Annotated in this window: 21 protein-coding genes and 1 riboswitch; of the genes, 8 read left to right on the top strand and 13 right to left on the bottom strand. The window is 74.5% G+C overall.

Annotated features, from left to right (window positions below):
• The first annotated feature begins 17 nt into the window (after positions 1-17).
• Together AC6CH9_RS14860 and AC6CH9_RS14855 are read left to right on the top strand one after the other, a co-directional pair.
• Positions 18-1,019, top strand: coding sequence for an ATP-binding cassette domain-containing protein (locus AC6CH9_RS14860; RefSeq protein ID WP_498155580.1), 1,002 nt, complete (start codon positions 18-20; stop codon positions 1,017-1,019).
• Positions 1,019-1,870: an ABC transporter permease gene (locus tag AC6CH9_RS14855; RefSeq protein WP_498155579.1), complete on the top strand. Its 852-nt coding sequence runs from the start codon at positions 1,019-1,021 to the stop codon at positions 1,868-1,870. The genes AC6CH9_RS14860 and AC6CH9_RS14855 overlap by 1 nt, the downstream gene beginning before the upstream one ends.
• 12 nt (positions 1,871-1,882) lie before the next feature.
• Here the strand turns inward: AC6CH9_RS14855 and AC6CH9_RS14850 are convergent, their stop codons facing one another.
• From AC6CH9_RS14850 to AC6CH9_RS14840, 3 genes are all read right to left on the bottom strand, one after another.
• Positions 1,883-2,830, bottom strand: a complete 948-nt coding sequence (locus tag AC6CH9_RS14850) for a universal stress protein (protein WP_498155578.1) — start codon at positions 2,828-2,830, stop codon at positions 1,883-1,885.
• A gap of 186 nt (positions 2,831-3,016) precedes the next feature.
• Positions 3,017-3,826, bottom strand: a complete 810-nt coding sequence (locus AC6CH9_RS14845) for a C40 family peptidase (RefSeq protein WP_498155577.1) — start codon at positions 3,824-3,826, stop codon at positions 3,017-3,019.
• Between the two features lie 2 nt (positions 3,827-3,828).
• Positions 3,829-3,989, bottom strand: a riboswitch (cyclic di-AMP (ydaO/yuaA leader).
• Positions 3,990-4,156: 167 nt separating this feature from the next.
• Entirely contained in the window at positions 4,157-4,867 is a 711-nt protein-coding gene (locus AC6CH9_RS14840) for an iron-dependent transcriptional repressor DtxR (protein ID WP_498155707.1), read from the bottom strand.
• Positions 4,868-5,114: 247 nt separating this feature from the next.
• On the opposite strand from AC6CH9_RS14840, the gene serC reads away from it, so the two are divergent.
• Positions 5,115-6,257 (top strand): phosphoserine transaminase, encoded by a 1,143-nt coding sequence (gene serC, locus AC6CH9_RS14835; RefSeq protein WP_498155576.1) that lies wholly within the window; start codon positions 5,115-5,117, stop codon positions 6,255-6,257.
• A 106-nt stretch (positions 6,258-6,363) separates the two neighbouring features.
• Here serC and AC6CH9_RS14830 read toward each other — a convergent pair whose 3' ends face one another.
• From AC6CH9_RS14830 to AC6CH9_RS14805, 6 genes are all read right to left on the bottom strand, one after another.
• Complete coding sequence (locus AC6CH9_RS14830) at positions 6,364-7,710, bottom strand: MFS transporter (RefSeq protein WP_498155575.1); 1,347 nt, start codon at positions 7,708-7,710, stop codon at positions 6,364-6,366.
• The gene (locus AC6CH9_RS14825; protein WP_498155574.1) at positions 7,707-8,165 is read right to left on the bottom strand and encodes a MarR family winged helix-turn-helix transcriptional regulator; all 459 of its coding nucleotides are present in this window, start codon (positions 8,163-8,165) and stop codon (positions 7,707-7,709) included. Before AC6CH9_RS14825 ends, AC6CH9_RS14830 begins: the two co-directional genes overlap by 4 nt.
• Positions 8,166-8,248: 83 nt before the next feature.
• A complete protein-coding gene (manA, locus tag AC6CH9_RS14820; protein ID WP_498155573.1) occupies positions 8,249-9,613 on the bottom strand; it encodes a mannose-6-phosphate isomerase, class I in 1,365 nt (454 codons plus the stop codon).
• Positions 9,614-9,622: 9 nt separating this feature from the next.
• Positions 9,623-11,098 carry an NCS2 family permease gene (locus AC6CH9_RS14815; RefSeq protein ID WP_498155572.1) on the bottom strand — a complete coding sequence of 492 codons (1,476 nt, stop codon included), beginning with the start codon at positions 11,096-11,098 and terminating at the stop codon, positions 9,623-9,625.
• An 85-nt stretch (positions 11,099-11,183) separates the two neighbouring features.
• Positions 11,184-11,930 carry a hypothetical protein gene (locus tag AC6CH9_RS14810; RefSeq protein ID WP_498155571.1) on the bottom strand — a complete coding sequence of 249 codons (747 nt, stop codon included), beginning with the start codon at positions 11,928-11,930 and terminating at the stop codon, positions 11,184-11,186.
• 39 nt (positions 11,931-11,969) lie between these two features.
• Positions 11,970-13,484, bottom strand: a complete 1,515-nt coding sequence (locus AC6CH9_RS14805) for a sugar transferase (protein ID WP_498155570.1) — start codon at positions 13,482-13,484, stop codon at positions 11,970-11,972.
• A 447-nt stretch (positions 13,485-13,931) separates the two neighbouring features.
• Between AC6CH9_RS14805 and AC6CH9_RS14800 the strand changes: the two genes are divergently transcribed.
• Complete coding sequence (locus tag AC6CH9_RS14800; protein WP_498155569.1) at positions 13,932-14,195, top strand: DUF2530 domain-containing protein; 264 nt, start codon at positions 13,932-13,934, stop codon at positions 14,193-14,195.
• Here the strand turns inward: AC6CH9_RS14800 and AC6CH9_RS14795 are convergent.
• The 4 genes from AC6CH9_RS14795 to AC6CH9_RS14780 all read right to left on the bottom strand — a co-directional run bounded on the left by AC6CH9_RS14795 (position 14,171) and on the right by AC6CH9_RS14780 (position 19,552).
• Positions 14,171-17,311, bottom strand: coding sequence for a sacsin N-terminal ATP-binding-like domain-containing protein (locus AC6CH9_RS14795; RefSeq protein WP_498155568.1), 3,141 nt, complete (start codon positions 17,309-17,311; stop codon positions 14,171-14,173). The two genes, AC6CH9_RS14800 and AC6CH9_RS14795, sit on opposite strands and share 25 nt — an antisense overlap.
• Positions 17,308-18,315, bottom strand: a complete 1,008-nt coding sequence (locus AC6CH9_RS14790) for a DUF3027 domain-containing protein (RefSeq protein WP_498155567.1) — start codon at positions 18,313-18,315, stop codon at positions 17,308-17,310. The genes AC6CH9_RS14795 and AC6CH9_RS14790 overlap by 4 nt, the downstream gene beginning before the upstream one ends.
• A 1-nt stretch (position 18,316) precedes the next feature.
• On the bottom strand, positions 18,317-18,700 hold the full coding sequence (locus AC6CH9_RS14785) for a cold-shock protein (protein WP_047232420.1): 384 nt from the start codon (positions 18,698-18,700) through the stop codon (positions 18,317-18,319).
• A gap of 123 nt (positions 18,701-18,823) precedes the next feature.
• Positions 18,824-19,552: a TetR/AcrR family transcriptional regulator gene (locus AC6CH9_RS14780; protein WP_498155566.1), complete on the bottom strand. Its 729-nt coding sequence runs from the start codon at positions 19,550-19,552 to the stop codon at positions 18,824-18,826.
• A gap of 121 nt (positions 19,553-19,673) precedes the next feature.
• Between AC6CH9_RS14780 and AC6CH9_RS14775 the strand changes: the two genes are divergently transcribed.
• The 4 genes from AC6CH9_RS14775 to AC6CH9_RS14760 all read left to right on the top strand — a co-directional run.
• On the top strand, positions 19,674-20,612 hold the full coding sequence (locus tag AC6CH9_RS14775; RefSeq protein ID WP_498155565.1) for an NAD-dependent epimerase/dehydratase family protein: 939 nt from the start codon (positions 19,674-19,676) through the stop codon (positions 20,610-20,612).
• Between the two features lie 211 nt (positions 20,613-20,823).
• Complete coding sequence (locus AC6CH9_RS14770) at positions 20,824-21,777, top strand: hypothetical protein (RefSeq protein ID WP_498155564.1); 954 nt, start codon at positions 20,824-20,826, stop codon at positions 21,775-21,777.
• A 116-nt stretch (positions 21,778-21,893) separates the two neighbouring features.
• Positions 21,894-24,374, top strand: coding sequence for a helicase-associated domain-containing protein (locus AC6CH9_RS14765; RefSeq protein ID WP_498155563.1), 2,481 nt, complete (start codon positions 21,894-21,896; stop codon positions 24,372-24,374).
• A gap of 62 nt (positions 24,375-24,436) precedes the next feature.
• Positions 24,437-26,092, top strand: a 1,656-nt coding sequence (locus AC6CH9_RS14760) for a DNA repair helicase XPB (RefSeq protein ID WP_498155562.1), incomplete at its 3' end; no start/stop codon positions are given.

Here is a 26,092-nt window from a genome sequence, read left to right as displayed (position 1 = left end):
CATCCCGCGGAGGGGACATGACCGACACTGCACGCGGCGACCTCGCCGTCGAGGCACGCGGCCTCGTCAAGCACTTCACGACCGGGAAGTCCGTGACCAGGGCGGTCGACGGCATCGACCTGCTCATCCCCGAGGGCACGGTGTTCGGCGTGCTCGGGCCGAACGGCGCGGGCAAGACGACGGCCGTGCGCATGCTCGCGACGCTCCTCCGTCCTGACGCGGGGACGGCGCGCGTGCTGGGCCACGACGTGGTGCACGACGCCGACAAGGTGCGCTCCGTCGTCGGGCTCACCGGGCAGTACGCGTCGGTGGACGAGGACCTCACGGGGACGGAGAACCTCGTGATGCTCGCGCGGCTCTACGGGTTCCTGGGCGGCACGGCGCGCGGGCGCTCGGCCGAGCTCCTGGAGGCGTTCGGCCTCGGCGACGCGGGCGACCGCCAGGTCAAGACGTACTCGGGCGGCATGCGGCGCCGTATCGACCTCGCGGCGAGCCTCGTGATGAGCCCGCGCGTCATCTTCCTCGACGAGCCGACGACGGGCCTCGACCCGCGCAGCCGCAACCAGGTGTGGGACATCGTGCGCGTGCTGGTCGCGGACGGTGCGACGGTCCTGCTGACCACGCAGTACCTGGAGGAGGCGGACCAGCTCGCCGACCGGATCGCCGTGATCGACCACGGCAAGGTCATCGCGGAGGGCACCGCGACGGAGCTCAAGCGCTCCGTGGGCGAGGGGGCTGTCCACGTGCGCCTCGCGGACTCGACCCAGCGCGGCCGTGCGGCGGAGGTCGTGGGTGCGCTGCTCGGCACGGAGATCACGCTCGCGAACGACCCGTACGCGTTCACGGCACGCGTGCCCGACGACGGCGCGGCCGACGTCGCGCGCATCCTGCCCGCGCTCGGCGACGAGGGCATCGTCGTGCCCGAGTTCACGCTCGGCCAGCCGAGCCTCGACGAGGTGTTTCTCGCCCTGACGGGTCAGCCCATGGAGGACGACGAGACGATCGAGGAGGTGGCCTGATGGCCGTCGATCCCACCATCACCGCCGCGGAGCTGCGCGCGCCGGAGGCGAACGCGCTGCGGGCCGCGGTCGCGCTCGAGCAACGACCTTCGCGCCCGTCAGCGGTGTCGGCGACCTTCACGTACACGTGGCGCGCGCTGCTCAAGATCAAGCACGTCCCCGAGCAGCTCTTCGACGTCACGGTCTCGCCGATCATCTTCACGCTCATGTTCACGTACCTGTTCGGCGGCGCGCTCGCCGGGGACGTGCAGAGCTACCTGCAGTTCCTCCTGCCGGGGATCCTCGTGCAGGCGGTGCTCTTCACGACGATCTACACCGGCTACACGATGAACACGGACATCAGCAAGGGCGTGTTCGACCGGTTCCGCTCGCTGCCGGTGTGGCGGCCAGCGCCGATCGTGGGGGCGCTGCTCGGCGACACCGTCCGCTACACGATCGCGTCGGCCGTGACCCTCGCGCTCGGCCTCGTCCTCGGCTTCCGGCCGCCGGGCGGCGTCGTGGGGGTGGTCCTCGGGATCGTGCTGCTGCTCGTGTTCGCCTTCGCCCTGAGCTGGGTGTTCACCGCGCTCGGGCTCGTGCTGCGCTCCCCCAACGCCGTCATGGGCACGTCGATGCTCGTGCTCATGCCCCTGACGTTCGCGTCGAACATCTTCGTCGACCCGTCGACGATGCCAGTCGTGCTCCAGCGGTTCGTCGACGTCAACCCCGTCACGCACCTCGTGACCGCAGTCCGTGGACTCATGGCGGGAGAGCCTGCGACGGAGGGGATCGTGTGGGTCCTCGTCGCGTCGGTCGTCCTGACGGCGGTGCTCGCCCCGATCACGATGCGGCTCTACCGCAACCGCAGCTGACCGGCCATCGGCTCAGCCGTCCTCGGCCGCCGGCGCGTCGTCCTCGCACTTCTTCGTCACGACCATGACCGGGCACGCCGAGTGGTGCAGGACCGCCTGGCTCGTGGAGCCGAGGAGCAGACCTCGGAAGCCCCCGCGGCCGCGTGACCCGACCACGATGAGGTCGGAGGCGGTCGAGAACTCCGTGAGCAGCTCCGCGCCCGTGCCGTCGAGGACGATGCGTTTGATCGTGAGCCCCGGGTGCTCCGCCTCGTGGCGGTCGATGATGACGTTCAGACCCTCGGTGATGTCCGCGAGGACCTGCTCGTGGTCGATCGACGCGGGCAGCCACGCGAGGAGACCGGCGCCGGCACCCACCGGCACGCCCGCGACCGCGACGAGCTCCGCGTCCCAGGCCTTGGCCTGACGGATCGCGTGGCGCAAGGCGATCTCCGCCGAGGGCGACCCGTCGACGCCGACGACGATGCGTCGGAGCGGCTTCACGGCGGGCAGCTCCTGCGGCGCGCCCTCGTCGTCCTTCGCGTCGGAGCGGTACGGCACGACGACGGTCGGGCAGTGGGCGTGCGCGGGCAGCGCCGAGGACACGGTGCCCAGCAGGCGCTCGGTGAATCCACCCCGACCCCGGGTGCCGACGACGACGAGCGAGTGCTCGCGCGACATCTCGACGAGCACGCCCGCCGCGTCACCCGTCGTCACCGTGGCCGTGGTCCGGACACCGGCGCCCTCGGACCGCGCACGCGCCTCCTCGAGGACGGCGCGGGCGCCCTCCTGGATGGCCGAGTCGTCGAGCGCCGCGTAGCCGCCGTCCAGCGAGGCCGCCGTGAACGACGGCAAGGAGTAGGTGCAGACGATGTGGAGCGGCCAGCCCACCTGGAGCGCATACGCCGCGGCCCAGTCCAGGGCGTGCAGGCTCGGGGCCGAGCCGTCGACACCGACGAGGACGGATTCCGTGCGGGTCATGAGCGACTCTCCTCTCGACGGCCCGGTGCCATCGGACGACCAACCTAGCCGAGACCAGCGCGCCCGTCCGTCTGCCACGAGTCACGAACACGTCAAGAATGCCACGAACCCCGCCTCCTCGCGACGATGCGCGAGGTGACGGGGTTCGTCAGGCCAGTGGCCGCAGGGGCCCTGAGGCGTGGGCGATCAGGCCACGCGGATGAACGTGGGGTTGGACTGCCAGATCTGACGGAACTGGACGGTCTTACCGGGGCGCGGGGCGTCGATCATCATGTTGTCGCCCGCGTAGATCGCGATGTGGCCCGGCGTCCAGATGAGGTCGCCCGGCTGCGCCTGGTCGCGCGACACCTTGGTGCCGACCGAGCCCTGCGCGCTCGACGTGCGCGGCAGGCTGATGCCGACCTGCGCGTAGACGTAGCTGGTGAAGCCCGAGCAGTCGAAGCCGTCGGGGGTGGTGCCGCCGTAGACGTAGGGGACGCCCACGTAGCGCGCGGCGATCGAGACGATGGTCGAGCCGTAGGCCGAGGCCGGGACGTCGACGGACGCCTCCTGCTGGGCAGGCGCCTCGGACTGCGACTGACGCTCCTGCGAGCGGCTCGTCTGCGTGGTGCGCTCCGGCTGCGGCTCGGGCTCGGGCTCCGGCTCCGGCTCCGGAGCGGGCGTCACGGTGACGGGGGCGGCAGCCTGCTCGATCGTGAACGCCGCGTCGGCCGCGACGGTCACCGCGGGCGCGGCCTCGAGCGCCTGACGCGCCTGCGCGGTGAGGGCGCTGAGGTCGACGGCGTTGAGCTTGCCGGACTCGTTGTCGACGGGGGCCGCGGTCGCGGGGGCGGCGGCACCGATCATCGAGACGATGAGGCCCGAGGACGCGGCGACGACGGCGGTGCGGCGACCGACGGTCGACATCTGGTCCGACGCGGCCTGGGCGATAGAGCTGAGTGGCGTCACGGGACGCCGCGCCGCGCGGTGGCGGGCGCGAGTCGTGCTCACGGTCACTTTGTGCCTCTCCAAGACGCCTGCGAGGTCAGCTGTCGGGTTCGGGTGGAAGAGTCACCCGGCCCGGCGGACCGGAGTCCGTCGGGCTTCACCCCAAGGGCGCTGTCTCCAGCACCCGGAAGTGGGTCCCCCGTCCCTGTCATCGGGTCGTCGTTGGCCTCATGCGGTGACAGGGTTAGGCGTTCCGCGCGAGGACTCCGTCGAATGGGTATTCCGATGGAGCAGCACCGACCGTACAGGACGCTCCGGCAAAAGTCACGTTCCCATTACGAATCGATGCGGACGATCACGTCGTCGCAGGTCAGCACTCATTTGCGGGTGAACGGACGGCTATCCCCGGGCGACGAAGAGGTGGCGCGCGACGTCGTCGGGCAGGTCCAGCACGACCTCCGCGCCCTCCCCCTGCACCGTCACGCCGCCGTCCCCGGCCCACCGCACCACGAGCGTCCGTCGGGGCAGCACCTGGGCCTCTGCCAGCCGCGCGAGCAGCTCCACGTCGACCTGGATGGGCTCCGCGATCCGCTGGAGCACGACGCGCGCCTCCGCGCCGTCCCGACCGTGCTCCGCGAGGAACACCGGGAGCGAGACGACGCCGTCGAGGAAGTCGATCTCCTCGAACTGCTCCCCCAGCTCCGGCAGTCCCGGGATCGGGTTCCCGTACGGGTCGAAGTGCGGGTGGTCGAGCAGCCCGATGAGGCGCTCCTCGACGAGCTCGCTCATGACGTGCTCCCAGCGGCACGCCTCGGTGTGCACGTACTCCCAGTCGAGCTTGATCACGTCGGTGAGCAGCCGCTCCGCGAGCCGGTGCTTGCGCATGACGCGCGTGGCCTTGTCGTGGCCCACGGACGTGAGCTCCAGGTGGCGGTCGCCCGTGACGACCACCAGACCGTCGCGCTCCATGCGCGCGACCGTCTGCGACACCGTGGGGCCCGAGTGCCCGAGGCGCTCCGCGATGCGCGCGCGCAGCGGGACGATGCCCTCTTCCACGAGCTCGTAGATCGTCTTCAGATACATCTCGGTGGTATCGATCAGATCGGTCACGTCACGCTCCCAGTCGCTCGTCGGCTCGGGGCGCCCGGTCGTCGTCGCCACGGGGCGCCTGCCCGCACCGGCGGGCCGCTGGGGACAGTCTATGGCGAGCCCGTGACCCGGCCCGGGGGCCGCGCGGGAGAACCCGTGGTGCCGGACCGGACCGGACGCTCGAGCGCCACCCACGAGCCGACGACACCACGGCGCGCGTCCGCGGACGCCGCTCCCGGCCGACGCGGCACGCGCGTAGGGTGACGGCGTGCCTGATCCCGCCACCGCCCCGATCACGATCCCCTCGGACCTCCTGCCGACCGACGGCCGCTTCGGCTCCGGGCCGAGCAAGGTCCGCGCCGCGCAGGTCCGCGCGCTGTCCGACGCCGGGGCGTCCCTGCTCGGGACGTCCCACCGCCAGGCGCCGGTCCGCTCGGTCGTGCGCCGGACGCGCGAGGGCCTCGCCGAGCTCTTCGCGCTGCCCGAGGGCTACGAGGTCGTGCTCGGGAACGGCGGCTCCACGACGTTCTGGGACGTCGCCACGGCCTGCCTCGTGCGCTCCAAGGCGCAGCACGCCGCGTTCGGCGAGTTCGGCGCCAAGTTCGCCGCCGCGACGACGGCGGCGCCCTTCCTCGAAACGTCGCAGGTGATCTCGGCTCCCGCCGGGTCCGTCGCGCTGCCCGCGCCCGCCGACGACGTCGACGTGCACGCGTGGCCGCACAACGAGACCTCGACCGGCGCCATGGCCCCGGTCCGCCGGGTCCCCGGCTCACGCGAGCGCGGCGCGCTCACGCTCGTCGACGCCACCTCGGGCGCGGGCGCGCTCCCCGTCGACGTCGCGGAGACCGACGTCTACTACTTCGCGCCGCAGAAGGTCTTCGGGTCCGACGGCGGCCTGTGGCTCGCGCTGTGCTCGCCCGACGCGCTCGCGCGCGCTGACGAGGTCGAGTCGAGCGGCACGCGCTGGGTGCCGGAGTCCCTCTCGCTGCGCACGGCGGCGGCCAACTCGCGCCTGGACCAGACGCTCAACACGCCCGCCATCGCGACGCTCGTCATGCTCGCGGAGCAGGTCGAGTGGATCCTCGGCAACGGCGGGCTCCCGTGGGCCGCGGCCCGGTCGGCGGAGTCCGCCGCCCACCTGTACGGCTGGGCCGAGGCCCGCGACTGGGCGACGCCGTTCGTCGCCGACCCTGCGCAGCGGTCCACCGTCGTCGGCACGATCGACCTCGACGACGCGATCGACGCGACCGCCGTCGTGGGCGCGCTCCGCGCGAACGGGATCCTCGACGTCTTCCCGTACCGCAAGCTGGGCCGCAACCAGCTCCGCGTGGCGATGTTCCCGGCGATCGAGCCCGACGACGTCCGCGCGCTCACCGCGTGCGTCGACCACGTCGTGTCCCACCTCGCCTGACCGACGCGACGACCACGCCACCACCCCGCGTCGAGCACGACATGAGGGTCGCTGTGAGCTCCATAGCGACCCTCATGTCGTGCTCGGCGTCCGGGGCGAGCTGGTGTCAGGCGGCGCGGGCCGCCTCCTCCGCGTCCTCGACGCCGAGGCGACGGCGCGTCTCGGCGCGGGCCGACCGGTCCGCCGGAGTGCCCGCGTCGAGGTAGCGCACGACGAGGTGCGGGCGCTGCAGGACGCGGTAGCGGACCTCGAGGTGCCAGTTGCGCACCGCCCAGGCGGCGGCACCCACGGCGACGAGGCCGGCGGTGATCGACCCGACGCCGATGGCCCAGCGCGGGCCCCACGCCTCGGCGATCCAGCCGACGAGCGGCGACCCGACCGGCGTGGCGCCGAGGAACACGATCATGTAGAGCGACATGACGCGGCCACGCATGACGGGGTCGACCGACATCTGGATCGTGGAGTTCGCAGCGGTCATCATCGTGAGCGACGCGAGGCCCACCGGGATGCAGGCGATCGCGTAGCTCGGGTACGTCGGCATGAGGGCCATGACGCCCGTCGCGACGGCGAACCCGAACGCGGACCCGATGACGAGCCGGACGCGCGGGCGCTCGCGCCGCGCGGCGAGCAGCGCCCCGGTCAGCGACCCGATCGCGAGGATCGAGCCGAGGATCCCGTACTCCCCCGGGCCCTTGCCGAACTCGACCTTCGCCATCATCGCGGACGTGAGCTGGAAGTTGAGACCGAACGTCGACACGACGCCGACGACGACCATGATGACGATGATGTCCGTCCGCCGCCGCACGTACCGGATGCCCTCGCGGATCTGGCCCTTCTCGCGCGGCGCGCTGGGCAGCACGTGGAGCTCGCGCGTGCGCATGTACATCAGCGCGAGGATCGTCGCCCCGAACGTCACGCCGTTGATGATGAACAGCCACCCGGAGCCGACGGCCGCGATGAGCAGCCCGGCGACTCCCGGCCCCACGAGGCGCGCGGCGTTGAACGACGCGCTGTTGAGCCCGACCGCGTTGGACAGCTTGTCGGCGGGGACCATCTCCGCGACGAAGGTCTGGCGCACGGGGTTGTCGAACGCCGAGACGACGCCGAGCAGGCCGGCGAACACGTAGACGTGCCACAGCTCGACGTGACCGGACAGGACGAGAGCGCCCAGACCGAGCGCGAGCAGACCCATCGCGCCCTGGGTGGCCATGAGGAGCCGGCGGCGCGGGAGCCGGTCGGCGAGCAGCCCCGCCCACGCGGACAGCGCGAGCACGGGGGCGAACTGGAGCGCCGTCACGACGCCGACGGCGATGCCCGAGTTGTCGGTGAGGTCGGTGAGGACGAGCCAGTCCTGCGCGACGCGCTGCATCCAGGTGCCGACGTTCGCGACGAGCGCGGCGCCGAACCAGACGCGGTAGTTGTGGTACTTCAGGGAGGAGAACGTCGCGCTCATCGGGCGGCGATCCGGGTCAACAGCTCACTGGCGCGGGCCAAGGTCTCTCTTTCGTCGGGTGTGAGGGAGGACAGCTGCTGCGTGAGCCACGCGTCCCGGCGGCGGCGGGTCTCCTTGACCTCGCGCACACCGGCGTCCGTGAGCCGCACGACGACCTGGCGGCGGTCGCTCGCGTGCTCGCCCTTCTCGACCAGCCCCATATCGACGAGGGCGTTGACGGCCCGGGTCATCGACGGCGGCTTGACGCGCTCGTGCTCGGCGAGCTCGCTCGGCGACATCGCGCCGTGCTTGTGCAGGACGGTGAGCACGCCGAACCGGCCCTCGGGCAGGTCGGCCTCGCCGCGCTGGGCGCGCAGCCGGCGCGAGATGCGCGTGAGCGCCACGCGGAGCTCACCGCCGAGGGTGGCGGGCCGGCACTGGCTCCGGGAAGGGGCAGTGGGGTCCGCAGCAGGCATGATAGTTACCTTAACTCATTACCTAGAGTAAGGAAAGAGGCGCACGTCACCGCCGGACGGGAGGACGGGGGTGCGCGCCCTGGTCAGGGCACGTAGGCGACGACGACGCGCCCGTCGCCACGCACGACGACCGACCCGGTCGCATGGGGCACGAAGACCGACTCGCCGCGCGCCAGGCGCGTCTCGACGGCCCCCACCTGGAGGCCCTCGGCGAGCGTCACGACACCGTCGAGGCACAGCACCACGCGCGGGCCGGCGACGGGCAGGGGTACGGCACCCGTGACCCGGCCTGCCCGGAGCGCGAACTCCGCGACCGGGGGACGGTAGGTGACGAGTCCGGACCCGTCGTCGACCAGGCGCGGGCGCGCGGCGGGCCCGGGCGTGCACGTGGCGCACTCGAGCAGCGCGTCGACGTCGACGAGCTTGCTCGTGAGACCGGCGCGCAGGACGTTGTCGGAGCTCGCCATGACCTCGACCGCGCAGCCGGACAGGTAGGCGTGCACGTGCCCGGACGGCACGAACATGGACTCCCCGGGTGCGAGCGTGACCCGGTTGAGCATGAGGGAGACGACGGCGCCGGGGTCGCCCGGGTGCTGCTCGGCGAGCGCGAGCACCGTGGTGTCGGCACGCCGCGACGTGCGCCGAGGCGCACCGGGCGTCGCGACGGCACCCGACCCGGTCGGAGCGCCGGCCCGGGCCCGCACCGAGGCGACGGTCAGAGCGAGGTCCGCCGCGACGTCGGGCTCGGAACGGGCATGGAGCGCGAGCGTGAACGCCTCGCGGACGCCGGCCTCGGTCGGGCGGGCGAGGAGCACGGCGCGCATGCGGGCGACGAGGTCGCCGTCGAGCCCGTCGAGGAGCTCGAGGATGCGCGCCGGCCGCCGGAACCCCGACAGGCCCTCGAAGCGCGACACCGCCACGACCATCTCGGGCTTGTGCTGGTCGTCGTGGAAGCTGCGCAGCGGCGAGTCGCGCGCCACGCCCTCCCGGTTCTCGCGGTTGAACCCCGCGCGTGCGAGGTGCGGGCGCGGGTGGACCTGGAGCGAGAGCGCGCGCTCGGCCGCGAGCACCTTGAGGAGGTACGGCAGGCGCGGCCCGTACTGGTCGAGGACCCGCTGGCCCAGCACCCCCACCGGGTCCGCGCGCACCAGGTCCGCCAGCGTCGTGCCCGACGCCGACGCCGCCGCAACGGCTGGGCGAGGCGCCTCGTCCGGGCGCCCCGCGCCGTCGGGCACGACGCGCGACGGCGCGAGCGGGTGCGCACCCATCCACAGCTCGGCCGCCGGACGACCGTCCGGTTCCACCCCCAGGAGATCCTGGATCGCCGACGTCGAGCCCCAGTCGTACGGCTGGACGGTGTTCTCCAGCCGGTAGAACGCGGGCGGACGAGCGGCGGGGAGGGCGTCCACCGACATCTTCCCCGACCGCTCGTCCGCCGCGCTCGTCATGGGCCGAGCCTAAAGGCCCAGCGCCTCCCGGATCGGGCCGAGGAGGAAGTACACGAGGAACATCGCCGACGCGACCCACATGAGCGGGTGGATCGCGCGGACCTTGCCGAGCGCCAGCTTGATGACGACGAACGCGAGGAAGCCCGCGCCGATGCCGTCCGCGATCGAGTACGTGAACGGCATGACGATGATCGTGAGGAAGGCCGGGATCGCGATCTCCACGTTCTTCCAGGAGATGCCGGCGATCTGCGTCATCATGAGGAACCCGACGAACACGAGCGCGGGCGCGGCCGCCTCGTAGGGCACGAGCGCGACGAGCGGCGAGAGGAACGTCGCGAGCAGGAACGCGACGCCCGTGACGACGGACGCGAGGCCGGTGCGCGCACCCTCGCCGGCACCCGTCGTGGACTCGACGAAGCTCGTGTTCGACGACACCGAGCCCGCGCCGCCCGCGGCCGCGGCGAGCGAGTCGACGACGAGGATCGCGCGCGAGCGCGGCGGGGTGCCGTCCTCGTCGAGGAGGCGCGCCTCGGCGCCGACGGCGACCATCGTGCCCATCGTGTCGAAAAAGTCGGCGAGCAGGAGCGAGAACACCAGCAGGACGACCGTGACGGTCGCGATGTTCTGGAACGAGCCCAGGAGCGAGAACTGGCCGAGGAGGCCGAAGTCGGGGACCTGCGCGACGCCGTCGAACGTGGGCGCGTTGAGGTTGAAGCCGTTCGGGTTGGAGCCGTCGGGCGCCTTGGCCCCGATGTGCAGGGTGTTCTCCAGCACGACGGCGAGCGCGGTCGCGGTGAGGATCGCGACGAGCAGGGCGCCCTTGACCTTGCGGACCCACAGCACGATCGTCAGCACGAGGCCGACGACGAACACGAGGATCGGCCACGTACCGAGGTTGCCGAGCGCGAGGAGCGTGCCGCTGCCGGCGGTGACGAAGCCCGCGTTGACGAGACCGATGAGCGCGATGAAGAGACCGATGCCCACGCTGATGGCCGTCTTCAGCTCGACCGGGACCGCGCGGAAGACCGCCTCGCGGAACCCGGTGAGCACGAGGACGAGGATGATGAGGCCCTCGATGACGACGAGGCCCATCGCGTCCGCCCACGTCACCCCCGGCAGCGACGCGATCGAGTACGCCACGACGGCGTTGAGGCCCAGCCCGGCGGCGAGACCGAGGGGGAAGTTCGCGAAGACGCCCATGGCGATCGTCATGACGCCCGCGACGAGCGCGGTCGCCGCGGCGATCTTGCCGAAGTCGGGCGCGTCGCCGCCGCCGAGGAACTGGCCCGTGCCGTCCTGGACCGTCCCGATGATCAGCGGGTTCAGCACGATGATGTAGGCCATCGCGAAGAACGTGACGAGACCACCACGGATCTCGGTGCCGACCGTCGATCCGCGCTCGGTGATCTTGAAGAAGCGGTCGATCGCGCCGGACGCGGGGGCAGGCGCCTGCTCGTCCTCGTGGACGGAGGTGGGTGTGGACATGGTGAGAATGCTGCCAGAACCCTGTGACCGCGCGGTAACACGGGGGACACGGTCCGGCATCGCCCCCGGGAGGTGTCCGCGCACGTCAGGCGGCGCCCACCGCGGCGAGCGCCGCGGCGGGTGTGCTCGACGCCACGTCGACGTCGTCGCGCCTGCCCCCGCGGAGACCGTCGAGGGCCGCGAGGCGCGGCGTGCCCGCGCCGTGCCCGAGCCGCTCCGCCGTCGCGAGGTCGGTGACGGTCCGGGGAGCGTCGGTCGCGAGCTGCACCGCGTGGAGCGCGTCGAGGATCACGCCCGCCCGCTCGCCGTCCGGGCCCGCGGGCACCCCGTGGACGAGCCGCGCCGGGTGCAGCAGGTCGACGACGGCGTGGCCCGGTCGGTGCTCGTCGGGCACCCACGCGACGGTCGCCTTGACGCCGTCGGCGAGCAGGGAGGCCGCGAGCCACTCGGCCGTACCGGCCGGTACCCGGGCGCGCCCGACGACCAGGTCCCCGGGGCCGAGGTGCGGGGCGAGGTCGTCGAGCGCGTCGCGGAGCGTCGCCACGCGCGAGACGCCGTCGGGGTCGGGGTCGGGGCCAGCACCGACGCACAGGACGTGCACGCGCGCACCGGCGACCGCGGTGCGGTCCGTGGTGGGGCGAAGCCGACCGCTCACCAGGCCGAGCGCGAGGAGGCGGTGGAGCCGCGGCTCAGCCGCGCTGCCCGGTCCCGTGCGGAGCACGTCGAGAGCGCGGGGATCCGTGTCGTGGAGCACGACCTCGTGGCCCGCCGCGGCGAGGCAGGCCGCGTGCAGGACGCCGCGGCGACCGCATCCCGAGACCGAGACCCGCACGACGCACCTCCCCGTGCCCGACCGTGCACCCCGCCGGCCTCAGTAGGCCCCGGAGCCGGAGAACACCGCGCGCGCCGTGCGCGCGAGGATGAGGAAGTCACCGAACATCGTCCAGTTCTCGACGTAGTAGACGTCGAGGCGGACGCTCTCCTCCCACGACAGGTCCGACCTGCCGCCGACCTGCCACAGGCCCGTGAGACCGGGCTTGACCAGGAGGCGACGGCGCACCTTCTTCTCGTACTTCTGGACCTCGCGCGGCAGCGGCGGACGCGGCCCGACGAGGCTCATGTCGCCACGCAGCACGTTGAACAGCTGCGGGAGCTCGTCGAGGGAGTAGCGACGCAGCACACGGCCGACGCGCGTGACGCGCGGGTCGTCGCGCATCTTGAACAGCGGGCCCGCACCGTCGTTCTGCTCCTCGAGGTGCTGGACCTCGCGGTCGGCGCCGACGCGCATCGACCGGAACTTGAACATGAAGAACGACCGCCCGTTGCGGCCGACGCGCTCCTGACGGAAGAGCACCGGGCCGCGGCTCGTGACCCGGACGGCGAGCGCGACGAGGACGAGCACCGGCAGCGCGGCGAGCGTGATGAGCGCGGCGCCGGTCCAGTCGATGACCGACTTCACGGCGAACTTGGGCCCCGTGAACCGGGGTGCGTCCACGTGCAGGAGCGAGACGCTCTCCGCGGGCGTGATGGTGATGCGGGGTCCGGCGACGTCCGCGAGCTCGGCCGTGAGCATGAGGTCGACTCCGTACGGCTCGAGCTCCCAGCCCAGCCGTCGCACGACCTCGGCCGTGATGGCGTCCGAACCCGACACGGCGACGACGTCCGCGCCGACCCGCGTGGCGACCTCGCCCGCGTGCCGCAGCTCCCCGAGGACCGGGACGCCGCGGATCTCCTCGCCGGCACCGAACCCGCCCGACGGGACGCACACGCCGACGACGCGGTACCCCGACTCGTCCCGGCCGTTGAGGTCGCGGATGAGGCGCTCGGCCTGGTCGCGGTGGCCGATCGCGAGCACCGCCGAGCGCATGCGCCCGTGGGCCCGCTGGCCGTGCAGCCACTGCCGCCAGGCGTAGCGGCCGAGGAGCAGCCCGCCGAGGCCGATCGGGAACGCGAACGCGAGGTACCCGCGCGCCTCGGGGAAGCGCAGCAGGAACGCGAGCACCGCGAGGACGGCGAAGAGCCGCCACGACGCGTCGAAGATCCGGTGGTACTCGGTGGGGCCGCTGCCCATGACCCGCGGGTCGCGCGTCCGGCTCGCGGAGAGCGAGAGGGACCAGGCGACACCGACGAGGAGGCTGAGCACGACGTACGGCACGCGTGTCTCGCGGACGGGCTCGTTGATGAACTGGTCCCAGCGCAGGAAGTAGGCGACGAGCACGGCGACGACGATCACCGCCGTGTCGGTGAGCAGGAGCCGACGCCGGTAGGCGACCTCCCAGCCCTGCGCGGCGAACGCGGCGCGCGCGGCGCGGATCCGAGCCGCGGGAGTCGTGGCGAGAAGGGTGCGCAGGCTCCGCCTGGCGTCCTCGGTGACGCTGTGGGACATGCGTCCACCTCCGGTCGGTTCCACACCCTGCATGGCGACTCATCCTAGGGTTCAGAAACTGCGGGAACGAGAGTTGTCAGGGGGTTTCACCCGGGTGAGAAGACGTTCCGTACCGTCGTGGTCGGAGGCGTCCTGAGGGGCAGGATCCTGCGGATCTCGCGCTGCGCTAGTCGCTCGGCGAAATAGATTGGACGGGTGTCCAGATTCCATGTTCTGCCGAAGGTCCGGATACATCGGACGACGGTCCCGAAGCGATGTGCGGCCCCGCGCCGGCCAGATCCACCTGGACAGGTGACCACCTGTGGAGGCCGTAGCGCGGCGCATGCATCCTAGCGTGCCGTTGCGAGTGCTCCCGACGTGTGCTCACACCAGAAGGGGACGTGGCGCAGGTCACGGTTGTGACATCCGGGTACGGGTGAAAAACCGCGCCGTGGCTACGATGCCCCTGTGCCCTCGTTCGTCACGCTGCTGCTCCACCCCGACCGCCGACGCCCCGACCCGGGGCCCTGGCGCGTCGACCTGCGCGTCGTGATACTCGTCGGGATGGGCCTCTGGGCGGTCGCGCTCGTCGTGTGCGCCGTCCTCCTCGCCCTCGGCACGATCTCCGCGCGCGCGGTCGCCACGTGCGGGGCCGGCCTCGTCCTCGGCCTCCTCGGGCTCGCGTGGGAGCGCCGCAACCGGACCCGCTACCGCACGTCGTCGGACGCCTGAGGGTCGTCCCAGGCCGTCCGCGCCAGCGCCCCCTGCGCCGCTCCCGGGTCGCGGAGCACCTCCTCGAGCACGAACCTCGCGCCGTACCGTCCCGCCGCGACCGCGAGCCCCGCGGCGAGCCCGGCCGGCCCGGTCGCGTGCACGACGACGTCCGCTCCCCCGCCGCGCTCCACCCACCACGAGACCTCGACCCCGCCCACGCGGAGGTCGTCGTGGCGCTCCCAGGTGCGCGGCACCGGCCCGTCGAGGACCGCGTGCACCACCTCGGGGACGTCGGCACGACGGCCGGCGGCGTCGGGGGCGGGCGCGTCGCGCGGGACGGTCGCGACGTCCAGGAGGTCCGCGACCTCGTCGACGAGCCCCGCCGGCGCGGGAAGGACAGCGCGGACGGGCGACCACATCGGGTCGGGCGCGACGGCGACGCCGTCCGCGCCGATCACGAGCACCGCACCGGCGCGCAGCGCGGGCACCCGGTCCGGCGGCGGGTCCAGCCGCTCGCCCCGGCCCGCGAGGACGCCGAGCGCGCGCCAGAGCGTCAGCGCGGCCTGCGCGTCGACGGGCTTCCCGACGTCGGGCAGGTCGTCCAGCAGCTCGACCCACTCGTCCGGCTCGAGCTCCGCGAGGTCCCGCACGCCGCCCAGCGCGACCAGCGCCTCGTCGTCGAGCCCCGCCACCTCCGGCGGTGCCGGGCGCAGGAACGGGACCCGCACGGGGCCGGTCCCGAGCGCGAACGCCCCACCGAGCTCCTCGCGCAGCCACCACGCGGTGTAGGAGCGCGCCGCCGCCGTGCGGCCGCCCTCCGCCCGCACGGGGGCGAGCAGCGCCTCGCGCGCGGCCGGGTCCGCGGCGAGGCGCGAGAGGGCGTCGGGCCACGCGTCGTCGGCGACGGCGTCCAGGTCGGCGACCGCGACGACGTCGCCCACGTACGCCTCGGGGCCGAGGGTCGCCGTGAGGTACGCGAGGTACCCGCCCCAGTCGGACAGCCACCCCTCCGGCCCGTGCGGGTCCAGGTCCGGCTCGTCGTCGGCCGAGGCCGGCGTGAGCACGTCGCGGACGCGCAGCACCCCGAGACCCGCGGCCGCCCCCACCGCGCGCAGCACCGGCTCGCCCCAGCGGTCGACGACCGCGGGATCGACGAGGTCGAGCGTGCCGAGCGCGTCCGCGGCCCAGGTGCCAGGCAGCGCGCAGCCCCGCACGGGCGCACGGTCGCCGTCGGCCGTCGGGACGGGCAGCTCGCCCCACCAGAACGGCAGCCCCGCCCGCGCCGCGTCCGTCACGTCCCGTAGCGCCGTCGCGACCAGCGCGAGCAGCCGCTCCACGTCGGCCGTCGGGTCGTCGCCCGCCTCCGCCGCGTCCGACGCCGCGAGGACGCGCTCGCGGACGGCTCCGTCGGAGAGCACCGTCCGCAGGTCGGTCGCGCGTGCCCCGAGACGTTCCAGCAGCGGGTGCGCCGCGCGCGGGTCGACGACGCGCAGCCCGAGGTCGGCCGCGTCGCGGGCGTCCAGCACCCCACCGCCGGCGTCCGACGGCTCGCCCGACCCGGCGTCCAGGAGGAGCAGACCGCGGGCGCCGCGCACGACCTGTCCGCCGAGCAGGGGCACGGGGAGCGCGCCCAGCGCCTCGAGCACCGACCGGTCGGCGGCGTGCGGCGCGAGAGCGTCGTACAACGCCCGCCAGCGCGCCGGGTCGGCGACGAGCGGGAGGTCGTCCACCACGTCCGCGAGGTCCACGACCTGCACCCCGAGCGACCGCGCGACCGCGCGGAGCGGACCCGGGACGTCCACCAGGTGCGCGACCCCGAGCTCGGCCCGCACGCGCACGTCGCCCACGTCTCCCGCGAGGACGCGCGCCTCGGCGGGCGCGACCAGGAAGTGCCGGCCGGTGTCCTCCGCGTCGTCGTCGGCCACCCTGAGCGGCTCCTCGGCGCCCCGTGCGGACGCCGCGTCGAGCGGGAGGAGCGGGGTCCGGGCAAGCTCCGCCTCGGCCGACGCCCGCACCTCCGCGTCGACCGGGCTCGCCGGCAGCCCGGTCGGGACCAGGGCCAGCACGTCGGCGCCGCGCGACGGCGCGAGCTCGCCGAGCAGCTCCGCGTACGCCCGCCCCGCCGCGCGCGCGACGTACGCGGTGACCGGCCCGGGCGGGACGTGCCGGCGCGACGGGTCCAGCGGGAAGGTCGCCAGGAGGAGCGCGGGGAACGTGACGCGCTCGTCGGTGGGGGTCGGCGCGTGCAGGACGTCGGTCCGCGCATCATCACGGGGCAGCGCCCACGCGACCGCCCACCGCGTCGTCGCACGCTCCTCGACCGGGCGGTCCGCGAGGAGAGCCGGGTCGATCGCCCCCTCCCGACGCAGGACGGTCCACCGGTCGGCGACGTCGGCGACCCGGCGTTCCTGGAGACCGTCCCCGGCGACGACGACCTCGGTGAGCGCGGGCAGCGCGAGCAGCAGCGGGTCGTCCACCGCGGCGAGCTCTGCGCGGACGGCGGCGAGGGCGTCGGCGTCCCGCAGCTCGATCTCGACGACCGTGTCATAGCCCGACGGCACCTCGACACGGGTCGGGAACGGGAGCCGCAGGACCGGGAGCCGGTCGCCGCGGCGCGCCACCTCGGCGGCGAGGTCGGGGCGGTCGGCGACCACGTCGTCGAGCGCGGCGCGCGTGCGCGCGAGCGACAGCTCGACGGCGCGCTCGCCCGCGCCGACCCGCACCCGGTCGGAGACCGACCGGACGGCCGCGAAGCCGACTCCGAACCGGCCGACCGTGGCCGCCCGACCGTCGGTGTCGCGTGCACCCCGCCCCGTCGCGGACGCACGCAGCGCCACGAGCGACGCGACGCCCGGCGCGTCCAGCGGCTCCCCGGTGTTCGCCGCGCGCAGCGCCCAGGTCCCGTCAGGTCCCGACGGCGCGTGCAGGCTCAGGCGCAACCGCCCCGGGACCCTGGCACGGGCCGCGGCGTCTGCGGCGTTCTGCGCGAGCTCGACGACGACCCGCCCCCGGTACGACCCGTGGGCGTGGTCCTCCTCGGTGTTCGCGTCCTCGCGCAGACGCGTCGGCGACGACCGCCACGCCTCCAGGACCGCACGGCGCAGCGCGGCCGTCCCGAAGACGTCGTCCGTCACTCCTGCGGCTCGTCCGCCGCCGGCTCGGCGGTCGGCTCAGAGTCCGGCTGCGCGTCGAACGAGGCCTCGTCGACCGGTGCCGGCTCACCCGGCGCGTCGTCGTCCGGCTCGGCCGCGAGCCCGGGCTCCGGGCCGTCGAGCACGGGCGCGGGGTCCGCGTCCGCCGACGCGACCGCCGCGGTCGCGGGCCCCGCCGTCGTGGCGACCGACTCGAGCAGCGAGACGATCTCGACGTGCAGCTCGTCGACCAGGGGGTCGGCGTCCGGCCAGTCGCTGCGCTGCGGCTCGACGTCGGTCTCCGAGTGCGCGCCGCAGCCGTGGTCGAGGCTCACGACCTTGCCGTCGTCGGGCGACCACTCGTTCGCGCACACGCCGAACACCTGGCCGAGGCTGCCCTGGAGGGTCACGAGGAACCCGCACGACCCGCACTCCGCGGCCGACGCGACGGCGCCGCGCGCCGTCGGGCCGCGCGAGCCGCGGTACCAGCGCTCGGCGGCCTCGTCCTTGCCCTGCGGGGACAGGACCCGGGCGCGCGCGAGGGCGAGCTCGTCGATCGCGACGGCGTCCTGCTCCTCGTCGCCCGTCGGCACGTAGCCGGGCTCGAGGCGCGGGTCGTCGGCGCGGAACGGGAGCACGTCGCCGGGCCCCACGTCGCCCGGACGCAGGCGCTCGGACCACGGCAGCCACGACGGCGCGAGCAGCGCGCCGTCACCGGGCAGCAGCTCGACCTCGCACACCGTGGCCGTCCGGCCGCGCGGCACGCGCGCGAGGGTGACGGTCCAGTGCCAGCCGCGGTAGCCGCGCATCGTGCACGCGAACCGGTGGGAGATGAGGCGGTCCGCCTCCGCGTACGTGCCGAGGTGCTCCCCGACGTCCTCGGGGCTCTCGGCGACCTCCTGGGCCGCGGCGCGCGCGAGCTCGACCGCGCCCGTGAGCACGGCGTCGCGCGCGGCACGCGCGGACACTCCCCGGGAACGCTCCTCGGCGGCAGCCACGGCGACCATGTCAGCCCTCGATCTCGTCGGCGACCACGCGCAGGACCTTGGCGACCATCGTGGCCTTGCCCTTCTCCGGGTAGCGGCCCTTGCCGAGCCCGTCACGGATCCGGTCGAGCTCCTTGATGAGGTCCTCCACGATCACCGCCATCTCGTCCGCCGAGCGCCGCTTCGCCTTGACCACGGACGGGGCCGGGTCGAGGAGCTTGACCGCGAGCGCCTGCGGGCCGCGTCGACCGTCCGCGACGCCGAAGTCGACGCGCGCGCCCGGCTTGGGCGCGGGCGCGTCCGCGGGCAGCGCGGAGGCGTGCAGGAAGACCTCGCCGCCGTCGTCGTTGGCGATGAAGCCGAACCCGCGTTCGGTGTCGAACCACTTGACCTTGCCGGTGGGCACGTGAACCTCGTTCGTGCTCGTAGGAACCAGAACCCCCAGGCTACCGGGCACGCGGCGGCAAAGCCGCATCCGTACCGCGCGTGCGCCTCGCACCCGGCCCGCGCGACGTGGCGGCGGGGCGGCTCAGGGCGTCGCGGACCGCGGGACCACGCCCGCGTCGGCCCCCACCCGCAGGGCGACGGCGTCGAACCAGTCGGTGTAGTCGGCCACCGTGCGGTGGAGATGGCCGAACAGCTCGAAGGACACGGTGCCGAACAGGGCGGTCCAGGCCATGAGGGTGCGCACGACGGCCTCCGGCGGGGCGTCGGGCGCGACGAGACCCCGTGCGCTCACGTACGCGACGGCCGGGGCGACGAGCGCGGCCGCGTCGCCACCGTCCCGCGGGGCGGGAACGGGGCCCTCGCCGCTCTCCCAGGAGTCGGCGACGATCCCCACGAGCGCCCGCACGACCCGGGTCGCGGGCTCGACGGTGTCCTGCGGTGCCGCGTAGCCGGGCACGGGCGTGCCGTAGAGCAGGGCGAAGTCACCGGGCCGCTGGACGCACCAGGACCGCAGCGCCCGGCAGGCGGCGAGCCACCGGCCGGTCAGGTCGCCACGGGCGACGGCGGACTCGGCGTCCTCGACGGCCGCGCCGAGCTCGTCGTAGCACTCGACGAGGAGGGCGGTGAGGAGAGCGTCGCGGCTCGGGAAGTAGCGGTAGACGGCCGACGACACCATGCCGACGTCGCGCGCGACGGCGCGCAGCGAGAGCGCGGCGGGGCCGTCGGCGACGAGCCGCGCGCGGGCGGCGTCGAGGATGTCGCGCGTCAGGGTCTCGCGCGCCAGGGCACGTGCAGTGCGGGGTGCGGTCACCTCGCCAGGGTGGCAGACGAGAGCGCCGCCCACAAACGAGAGCACCGCTCTTGCTCTGGAGCCCTCGCCGTGCCATGCTCCTCGATGAAGCGAGAGCACTGCTCTCGGAAAGGAGACCTCCATGTCCAGCACCCCGTCCTCCTCCGACCGGCACGTCGTCGTGGGCGCCGGTCCGGTCGGCCGGCACGTCGCCGCGGAGCTCGCCGCCCGCGGGTCGCACGTCACCGTCGTCACCCGCAGCGGCCGGGACACCGGCGTGGCCGGCGTCACCCACCGCGCCCTCGACGCGTCCGACGCCGACGCCCTGACCCGGGTCGCGCAGGGCGCCGACGTGCTCTACAACTGCGCCAACCCTGGCGACTACACGCAGTGGGAGCGCGTGTGGCCGCCCCTCGCGACCGCGATGCTCACCGCCGTCGAGCGCACCGGCGCCGTCTACGCGATCACGGGCAACCTCTACCCGTACGGTCCCGTCGACGGGCCGATGACCGAGGACCTGCCCGACGCGGCGGCCGACCACAAGGGCGTCCTGCGCGCCCGGCTCTGGGCCGACGCGCTCGCCGCACACCGCGCCGGTCGCGCGCGCGTCGTCGAGGTGCGCAGCTCCGACTTCGTCGGGCCCGGCGTCGGGAGCAACGGGCACGTCTCGCGCGTCGTCCCGGCCGCGCTGCGCGGGCGTTCCGTGACGATGATCGGGCGCACCGACCTGCCGCACTCGTTCACCGACGTGCGCGACGCCGCGCGCACTCTCGTCGCGGCGGCGGCGGACCCCGACGCGCACGGCCGCACGTGGCACACGCCGAGCAACCCGCCGCGCACCCAGCGCGAGGCACTGACCGACGTCCTCGCGAGCGTCGGGCACCCGCCCGTCCGCGTCCGCTCCCTGCGCGGCGCCGGCCTCGCCGCCGCCGGCCTCTTCTCGCCCCTCCTGCGCGAGCTGCGCGACCTCGCCTACCAGTGGGAGCGCCCCTACGTGCTCGACGACACGGCGGCACGCGCCCGCTTCGGGATCGAGCCGACGCCCTGGGACGAGGTCTGCCGACGCACCGCCCGCGGCTGAGCACGGGATCCGCCGAGGTCGGCGGTCGGAGTCGAGATCGGCGGTCGCACCTGCCGATGCCGACAGAACCTGCCGAACAGGTGCGCCGGGCCTGAGCGGCACGGGGACGCGTCACGGGCGCCGTCCACAACCGCTGCACCGCGCGGGCGCCGTCCACAGCACTGGCGCCGCCCGACCTGCGGCGGTCTCAGGTCCGGCACGATCCCTTCCCATGCCGAGTCGAGAGCCCCAGACCCCTGTGCACCTCGCGCACGAGCACCTCCCGGAAGAGGCTCGGCGCCGCCTCGCCGCCGGCGAGTGGGAACGCGTGCGGCGCGGCGCGTACCGGGACACGCCCCCGCCCGGCGTCCCGCCCCTCGTGGCGGAGCGCACGCTCGCGGTCGCCCGAGCCCGTGCCGTCGCCCACGCCCTGCGCGCCGACCCGGTCGTGAGCCACGCGTCCGCAGCGCTCCTGCACGGTCTGCCCGTGCGGGAGCTCCCCACGACGACCCACGTGTTCCAGCCGTACCGCAGGTCGGGCTCCGCGGCGCGCGACGTGACGCGGCACGTCGGGGAGGTCGGTGCCGAGGACCGGGTGACGACCCTCGGAGTCACCGCGACCTCGCTCGCGCGCACCGCCGCCGACTGCCTGCGCACGATGCCCGCGCTCGACGGTCTGGTCGTGGCGGACGCGGCGCTCGCGCGGGGAGTCCGGCGGTCCGACGTCGCGGCCGTCCTCGACCGACTGCCGCGAGGGCGCGGTTCACGTCAGGGCCGGCACGTGCTCGAGCTCGCGGACCCGGGCGCGGAATCGGCTCGCGAGACCTGGCTGCGGTACGTCCTCCTGCGGACCGGGTTGCCGCGCCCGGACACCCAGGTGCCGCTCCGGACCGAGGTCGGCCCGGTGCGGGTCGACCTGGGCTGGACGCGATGGCGGCTGCTGCTGGAGTTCGACGGCCTCGTGAAGTACCGCACCGGTCCGTCCGGTCTGGCGCCCCGCGAGGACCCGGGCCGCGTGCTCGTCCAGGAGAAGCTGCGACAGGAGGCGATCGAGCGCTCGGGGAACCGCCTGCTGCGCGTCACGTCCAGGGACCGGCCGTCGCACGTCGTGGCGCGGGTCCTGCGGCACGTCCCGCCCGACGTCGTCCGCGGCCTCCGCCCCGACCCGTTCCTCCCGCCTCTCTGAGCGCGGCGGTCCGGCACGACGTCGGCACGTTCCGTCGAGATCGGCGGTCCCGACTGCCGATCTCGACCGCGACCACCGATCTCGTGGGACCGAGCCCGGCGCGTAACATCGAACGGATGGCCATCTCCCGGCCCGAGCGGGCTCCGACGTACAGCGAGTCGCTGCGCCAGCGCGACGACGACGCCCTGGTCGCGCTGCTCCGGCGGCGGCCCGACCTCGCGACGCCGTCGCCCTCGACGCTCCTCTCGCTCGCCGCGCGCGCGATGAACCGGACGAGCCTGGAGCGCGCGCTCGCGGGGCTGGACGAGCTCACGCTCCACGTCCTGGAGTCGGTGCTGGTCCTCGACTCCGTGGGGTCCCCCGCGACGGCGTCGGCGGTCGCCCGGGCGACGGGCGTCGACCGGCCCCGCGTCACCGCCGCGCTCGCCCTCCTCGACGAGCTCGCGCTCGTCTGGACCCCCGGCACCCGGTCGGCCGGGTCCCGCCCGGCGCCGGGCGTCGCGGAGGTCCTCGGCCCGCACCCCGCCGGCCTCGGCCCCGTCGCCGCTCTCGCCGCAGGCGACGCGAGCGCGGCCCGGACCAGCGCGCCGCCCGCCGACCTGCCCGACGACGCCCCGCCGGGCGCTCGGGCGATCCTCGACGCCCTGACCTGGGGACCGCCCGTCGGGGTCGCACCCCGCGCGGACGCGTCGGCCCGGCGCACGACTAGCTGGCTCGTCGAGCACGGCTACCTGCGTGCGACGGACGAGCGGCACGTCGTGCTGCCGCGCGAGGTCGGGCTCGCCCTGCGCGGCGGTCGAACGCACCGCGACGTCCGGACCGCACCGCCCGTCGCTGAGGTCCGCGAGCTCCCGACGACGACGGTCGACGCGGAGTCCGCGAGCGCCGGGCTCGAGGCCGTGCGGCTCGTCGCGCGGCTCGTGACGCACTGGACCGAGCACCCGCCGGGAGTGCTGCGCGCCGGGGGGCTCGGGGTGCGCGACCTGCGGCGGGCCGCGCTCGCCCTCGAGGTGGACGACCCGACGGCGGCCGCGGTGGTCGAGCTCGCGGCGGCGTCCGGGCTCGTGGCCGACGACGGCGACGATCCGCCGACGTTCGCCCCGACCCTCGCCGCGGAGGACTGGCTCGACGACGACCTGGGCGACCGCTGGGCGACGCTCGCCCGCGGCTGGTGGCGCTCGCGCCGGACCCCCTGGCTCGTGGGCAGCCGCGACGAGAAGGGCGCTCTGCGTGCCGCGCTCGACCCGGAGCTGTGGCGCCCGTGGGTGCCCCGGCTGCGGCGGTCCGTCCTGGACGTCCTCGACCTCGCCCCCGGGCGCCCGCTCGCGGCGGCCGACGTCGTCGCGGTGCTGCGGTGGCGCACGCCGCGAGCGGTGCCGCCGGAGCAGGCCGTCGCGGGGCTGTTGCGCGAGGCCGCGCTGCTGGGGGTCACCGGTGCGGGCGCGCTCGCGCCCCCGGGCCAGGTCCTCCTCGGGTCCGACGACCCTGCGTCGTCGTCCGGGACCGGTCCGGCCGACCTCGGCGCCGCCTTCGAGGCGGTGCTCCCGACCGAGGTCGACGACCTGCTGCTCCAGGGCGACCTCACCGGCATCGTGCCGGGTCGGCCGTCGCGCACGCTCGAGCGGCTCGTGGAGGTCGCGGCCGACGTCGAGTCGCGTGGCGCCGCGACGACGGTCCGGTTCACCCCGGACTCCGTCCTGCGCGCGCTCGACCGCGGCGCGACGGCCGACGAGCTCCTCGCCGAGCTCGCGGCGCACTCGCGCACGCCCGTCCCCCAGCCGCTCGAGTACCTGGTGCGGGACACGGCCCGCCGCCACGGTCGGGTGCGCGTGGGGACCGCGTCGTCGTACGTGCGCGCCGAGGACCCGGTCCTGCTGGCCGGGATCGCGGAGGACCCGGCTCTGCGCGGGCTGGGCCTCGTGCTCCTCGCGCCGACCGTGCTCGCGTCGGCCGCGCCCGCCGGAGAGCTCCAGGAAGCGCTGCGCGCCCGCGGTGTGCCGGCCGTCGTCGAGGGCCCGGACGGGCGTGTGCTCGTCGCGGACCGGGCCGGGCGGCGTGGCGCGCCCGACGGCGTCGCGCCGTCTCGACGCGGTCGGGTCGTCCCCGCCGGTCGACGCGGTCGCGTTCGGACCGGCGTCGTCCCCGGTTCCGGGGCGCGCGTCGACGAGCCGAGCGGCGCCACCGAGCGGAGTCAGCGGTTCGCGGACCTCGTCGCACGTCTGCGCGCGGCGGACGCGCGCTCCGCCGAGCGCGGGGGTGACGGAGCGGGCGGGCGGACGGCCCGCGCGGAGGGCGACGCGACGGGCGCGAGCGAGCGGACGCCGTCGGGCACGCACGGACGCCCCGACGGGTACGCCCCCGCGGAGGGAACATCCGACCCGGTGGCCGCGTTGGGTCTGCTGCGCGAGGCGATCGCGGACGGGGCGTCGGTCTGGCTCGAGGTGGTCGGCCCGACGGGCTCGCAGGACCGCCGCCGCGTGCGACCCCTCACGCTCGATGCCGGACGGCTGCGCGCGCAGGACCCGGCGCGCGACGCGGAGCTCACGGTCGCGGTGCACCGCATCGCCTCCGTCGCCCCCGACACCCCGTCGACGTAGAACCCTGGTGGCACCACGGTTCTACCTCGCGAGACCACGGTTCTACCTCGGCAAGGAGACACATGACCGACGGACCCCTCATCGTCCAGAGCGACAAGTCGCTGCTGCTCGAGGTCGACCACCCGCGCGCCGACGACGCGCGCCGTGCGATCGCGCCGTTCGCCGAGCTCGAGCGCGCCCCCGAGCACGTCCACACGTACCGGCTCACGCCGCTCGGGCTGTGGAACGCGCGCGCGGCCGGCCACGACGCGGAGCAGGTCGTCAACACGCTCATCGAGTACTCGCGCTACCCGGTGCCGCACGCGCTCCTCATCGACGTCGCGGAGACGATGTCGCGCTACGGGCGGCTCACGCTCGCGCAGCATCCGACGCACGGGCTCGTGCTCGAGGCGACCGACCGCGCCGTCCTCGCCGAGGTCCTCAAGTCCAAGCGCACCGCCGGACTGGTGGGCGAGCGGATCGACGACACGACCGTCGTCGTCCACCCCTCCGAGCGCGGCCACCTCAAGCAGGTGCTCGTCAAGCTCGGCTGGCCCGCGGAGGACCTCGCGGGGTACGTCGACGGCGAGAAGCACGCCATCGCGCTCAGCCCGACGACGCCCCCGCGCGCCGAGGGCGAGGAGCCGAAGCCGTGGGAGATGCGCCCGTACCAGGCACAGGCGGTGGACGGGTTCTGGCACGGCGGGAGCGGCGTCGTCGTGCTGCCGTGCGGCGCCGGCAAGACGATCGTCGGGGCGGGCGCGATGGCGAGGTCCGGGACGACGACGCTCATCCTCGTGACGAACACCGTGAGCGCGCGCCAGTGGCGCGACGAGCTCGTGCGCCGCACGACGCTCACCGAGGACGAGATCGGCGAGTACTCCGGCGCACGCAAGGAGATCAAGCCCGTCACGATCGCGACCTACCAGGTGCTGACGACCAAGCGGAAGGGCGTGTACACGCACCTCGAGCTGCTCGACGCGCGCGACTGGGGGCTCGTGGTCTACGACGAGGTCCACCTGCTGCCCGCGCCGATCTTCCGCATGACGGCGGACCTCCAGGCGCGCCGCCGCCTCGGGCTCACCGCGACGCTCGTGCGCGAGGACGGCCGGGAGGACGAGGTGTTCTCGCTCATCGGGCCCAAGCGGTACGACGCCCCGTGGAAGGACATCGAGGCCCAGGGGTACATCGCACCCGCGGACTGCGTCGAGGTGCGCCTCACGCTGCCCGAGTCCGACCGCATGACGTACGCCGTCGCCGAGCCCGAGGACAAGTACCGGCTCGCCGCGACCGCCACCGGCAAGAACCGGGTCGTGGAGCAGATCGTCGCGCAGCACCCGGACGACCAGGTGCTGGTGATCGGCCAGTACCTCGACCAGCTCGAGGAGCTGTCGCAGCACCTCGACGCGCCGCTCATCACGGGCGCGACGACGGTCCGCGAGCGCCAGCGCCTGTTCGACGCGTTCCGCACAGGCGAGATCTCGCGGCTCGTCGTGTCGAAGGTCGCGAACTTCTCCATCGACCTGCCCGAGGCGTCCGTCGCGATCCAGGTCTCCGGGTCGTTCGGGTCCCGCCAGGAGGAGGCGCAGCGCCTCGGTCGCGTCATGCGCCCCAAGTCCGACGGCCGCACCGCGCACTTCTACGCCGTCGTCGCGCGCGACACGGTCGACCAGGACTTCGCGGCCCACCGCCAGCGGTTCCTGGCGGAGCAGGGGTACGCCTACCGCATCGTCGACGCG

Source organism: Cellulosimicrobium sp. GQ32, from assembly GCF_059758455.1.
Note: the sequence above shows the minus strand (reverse complement) of the source record. Positions and strands in the feature narration are given on the sequence as shown.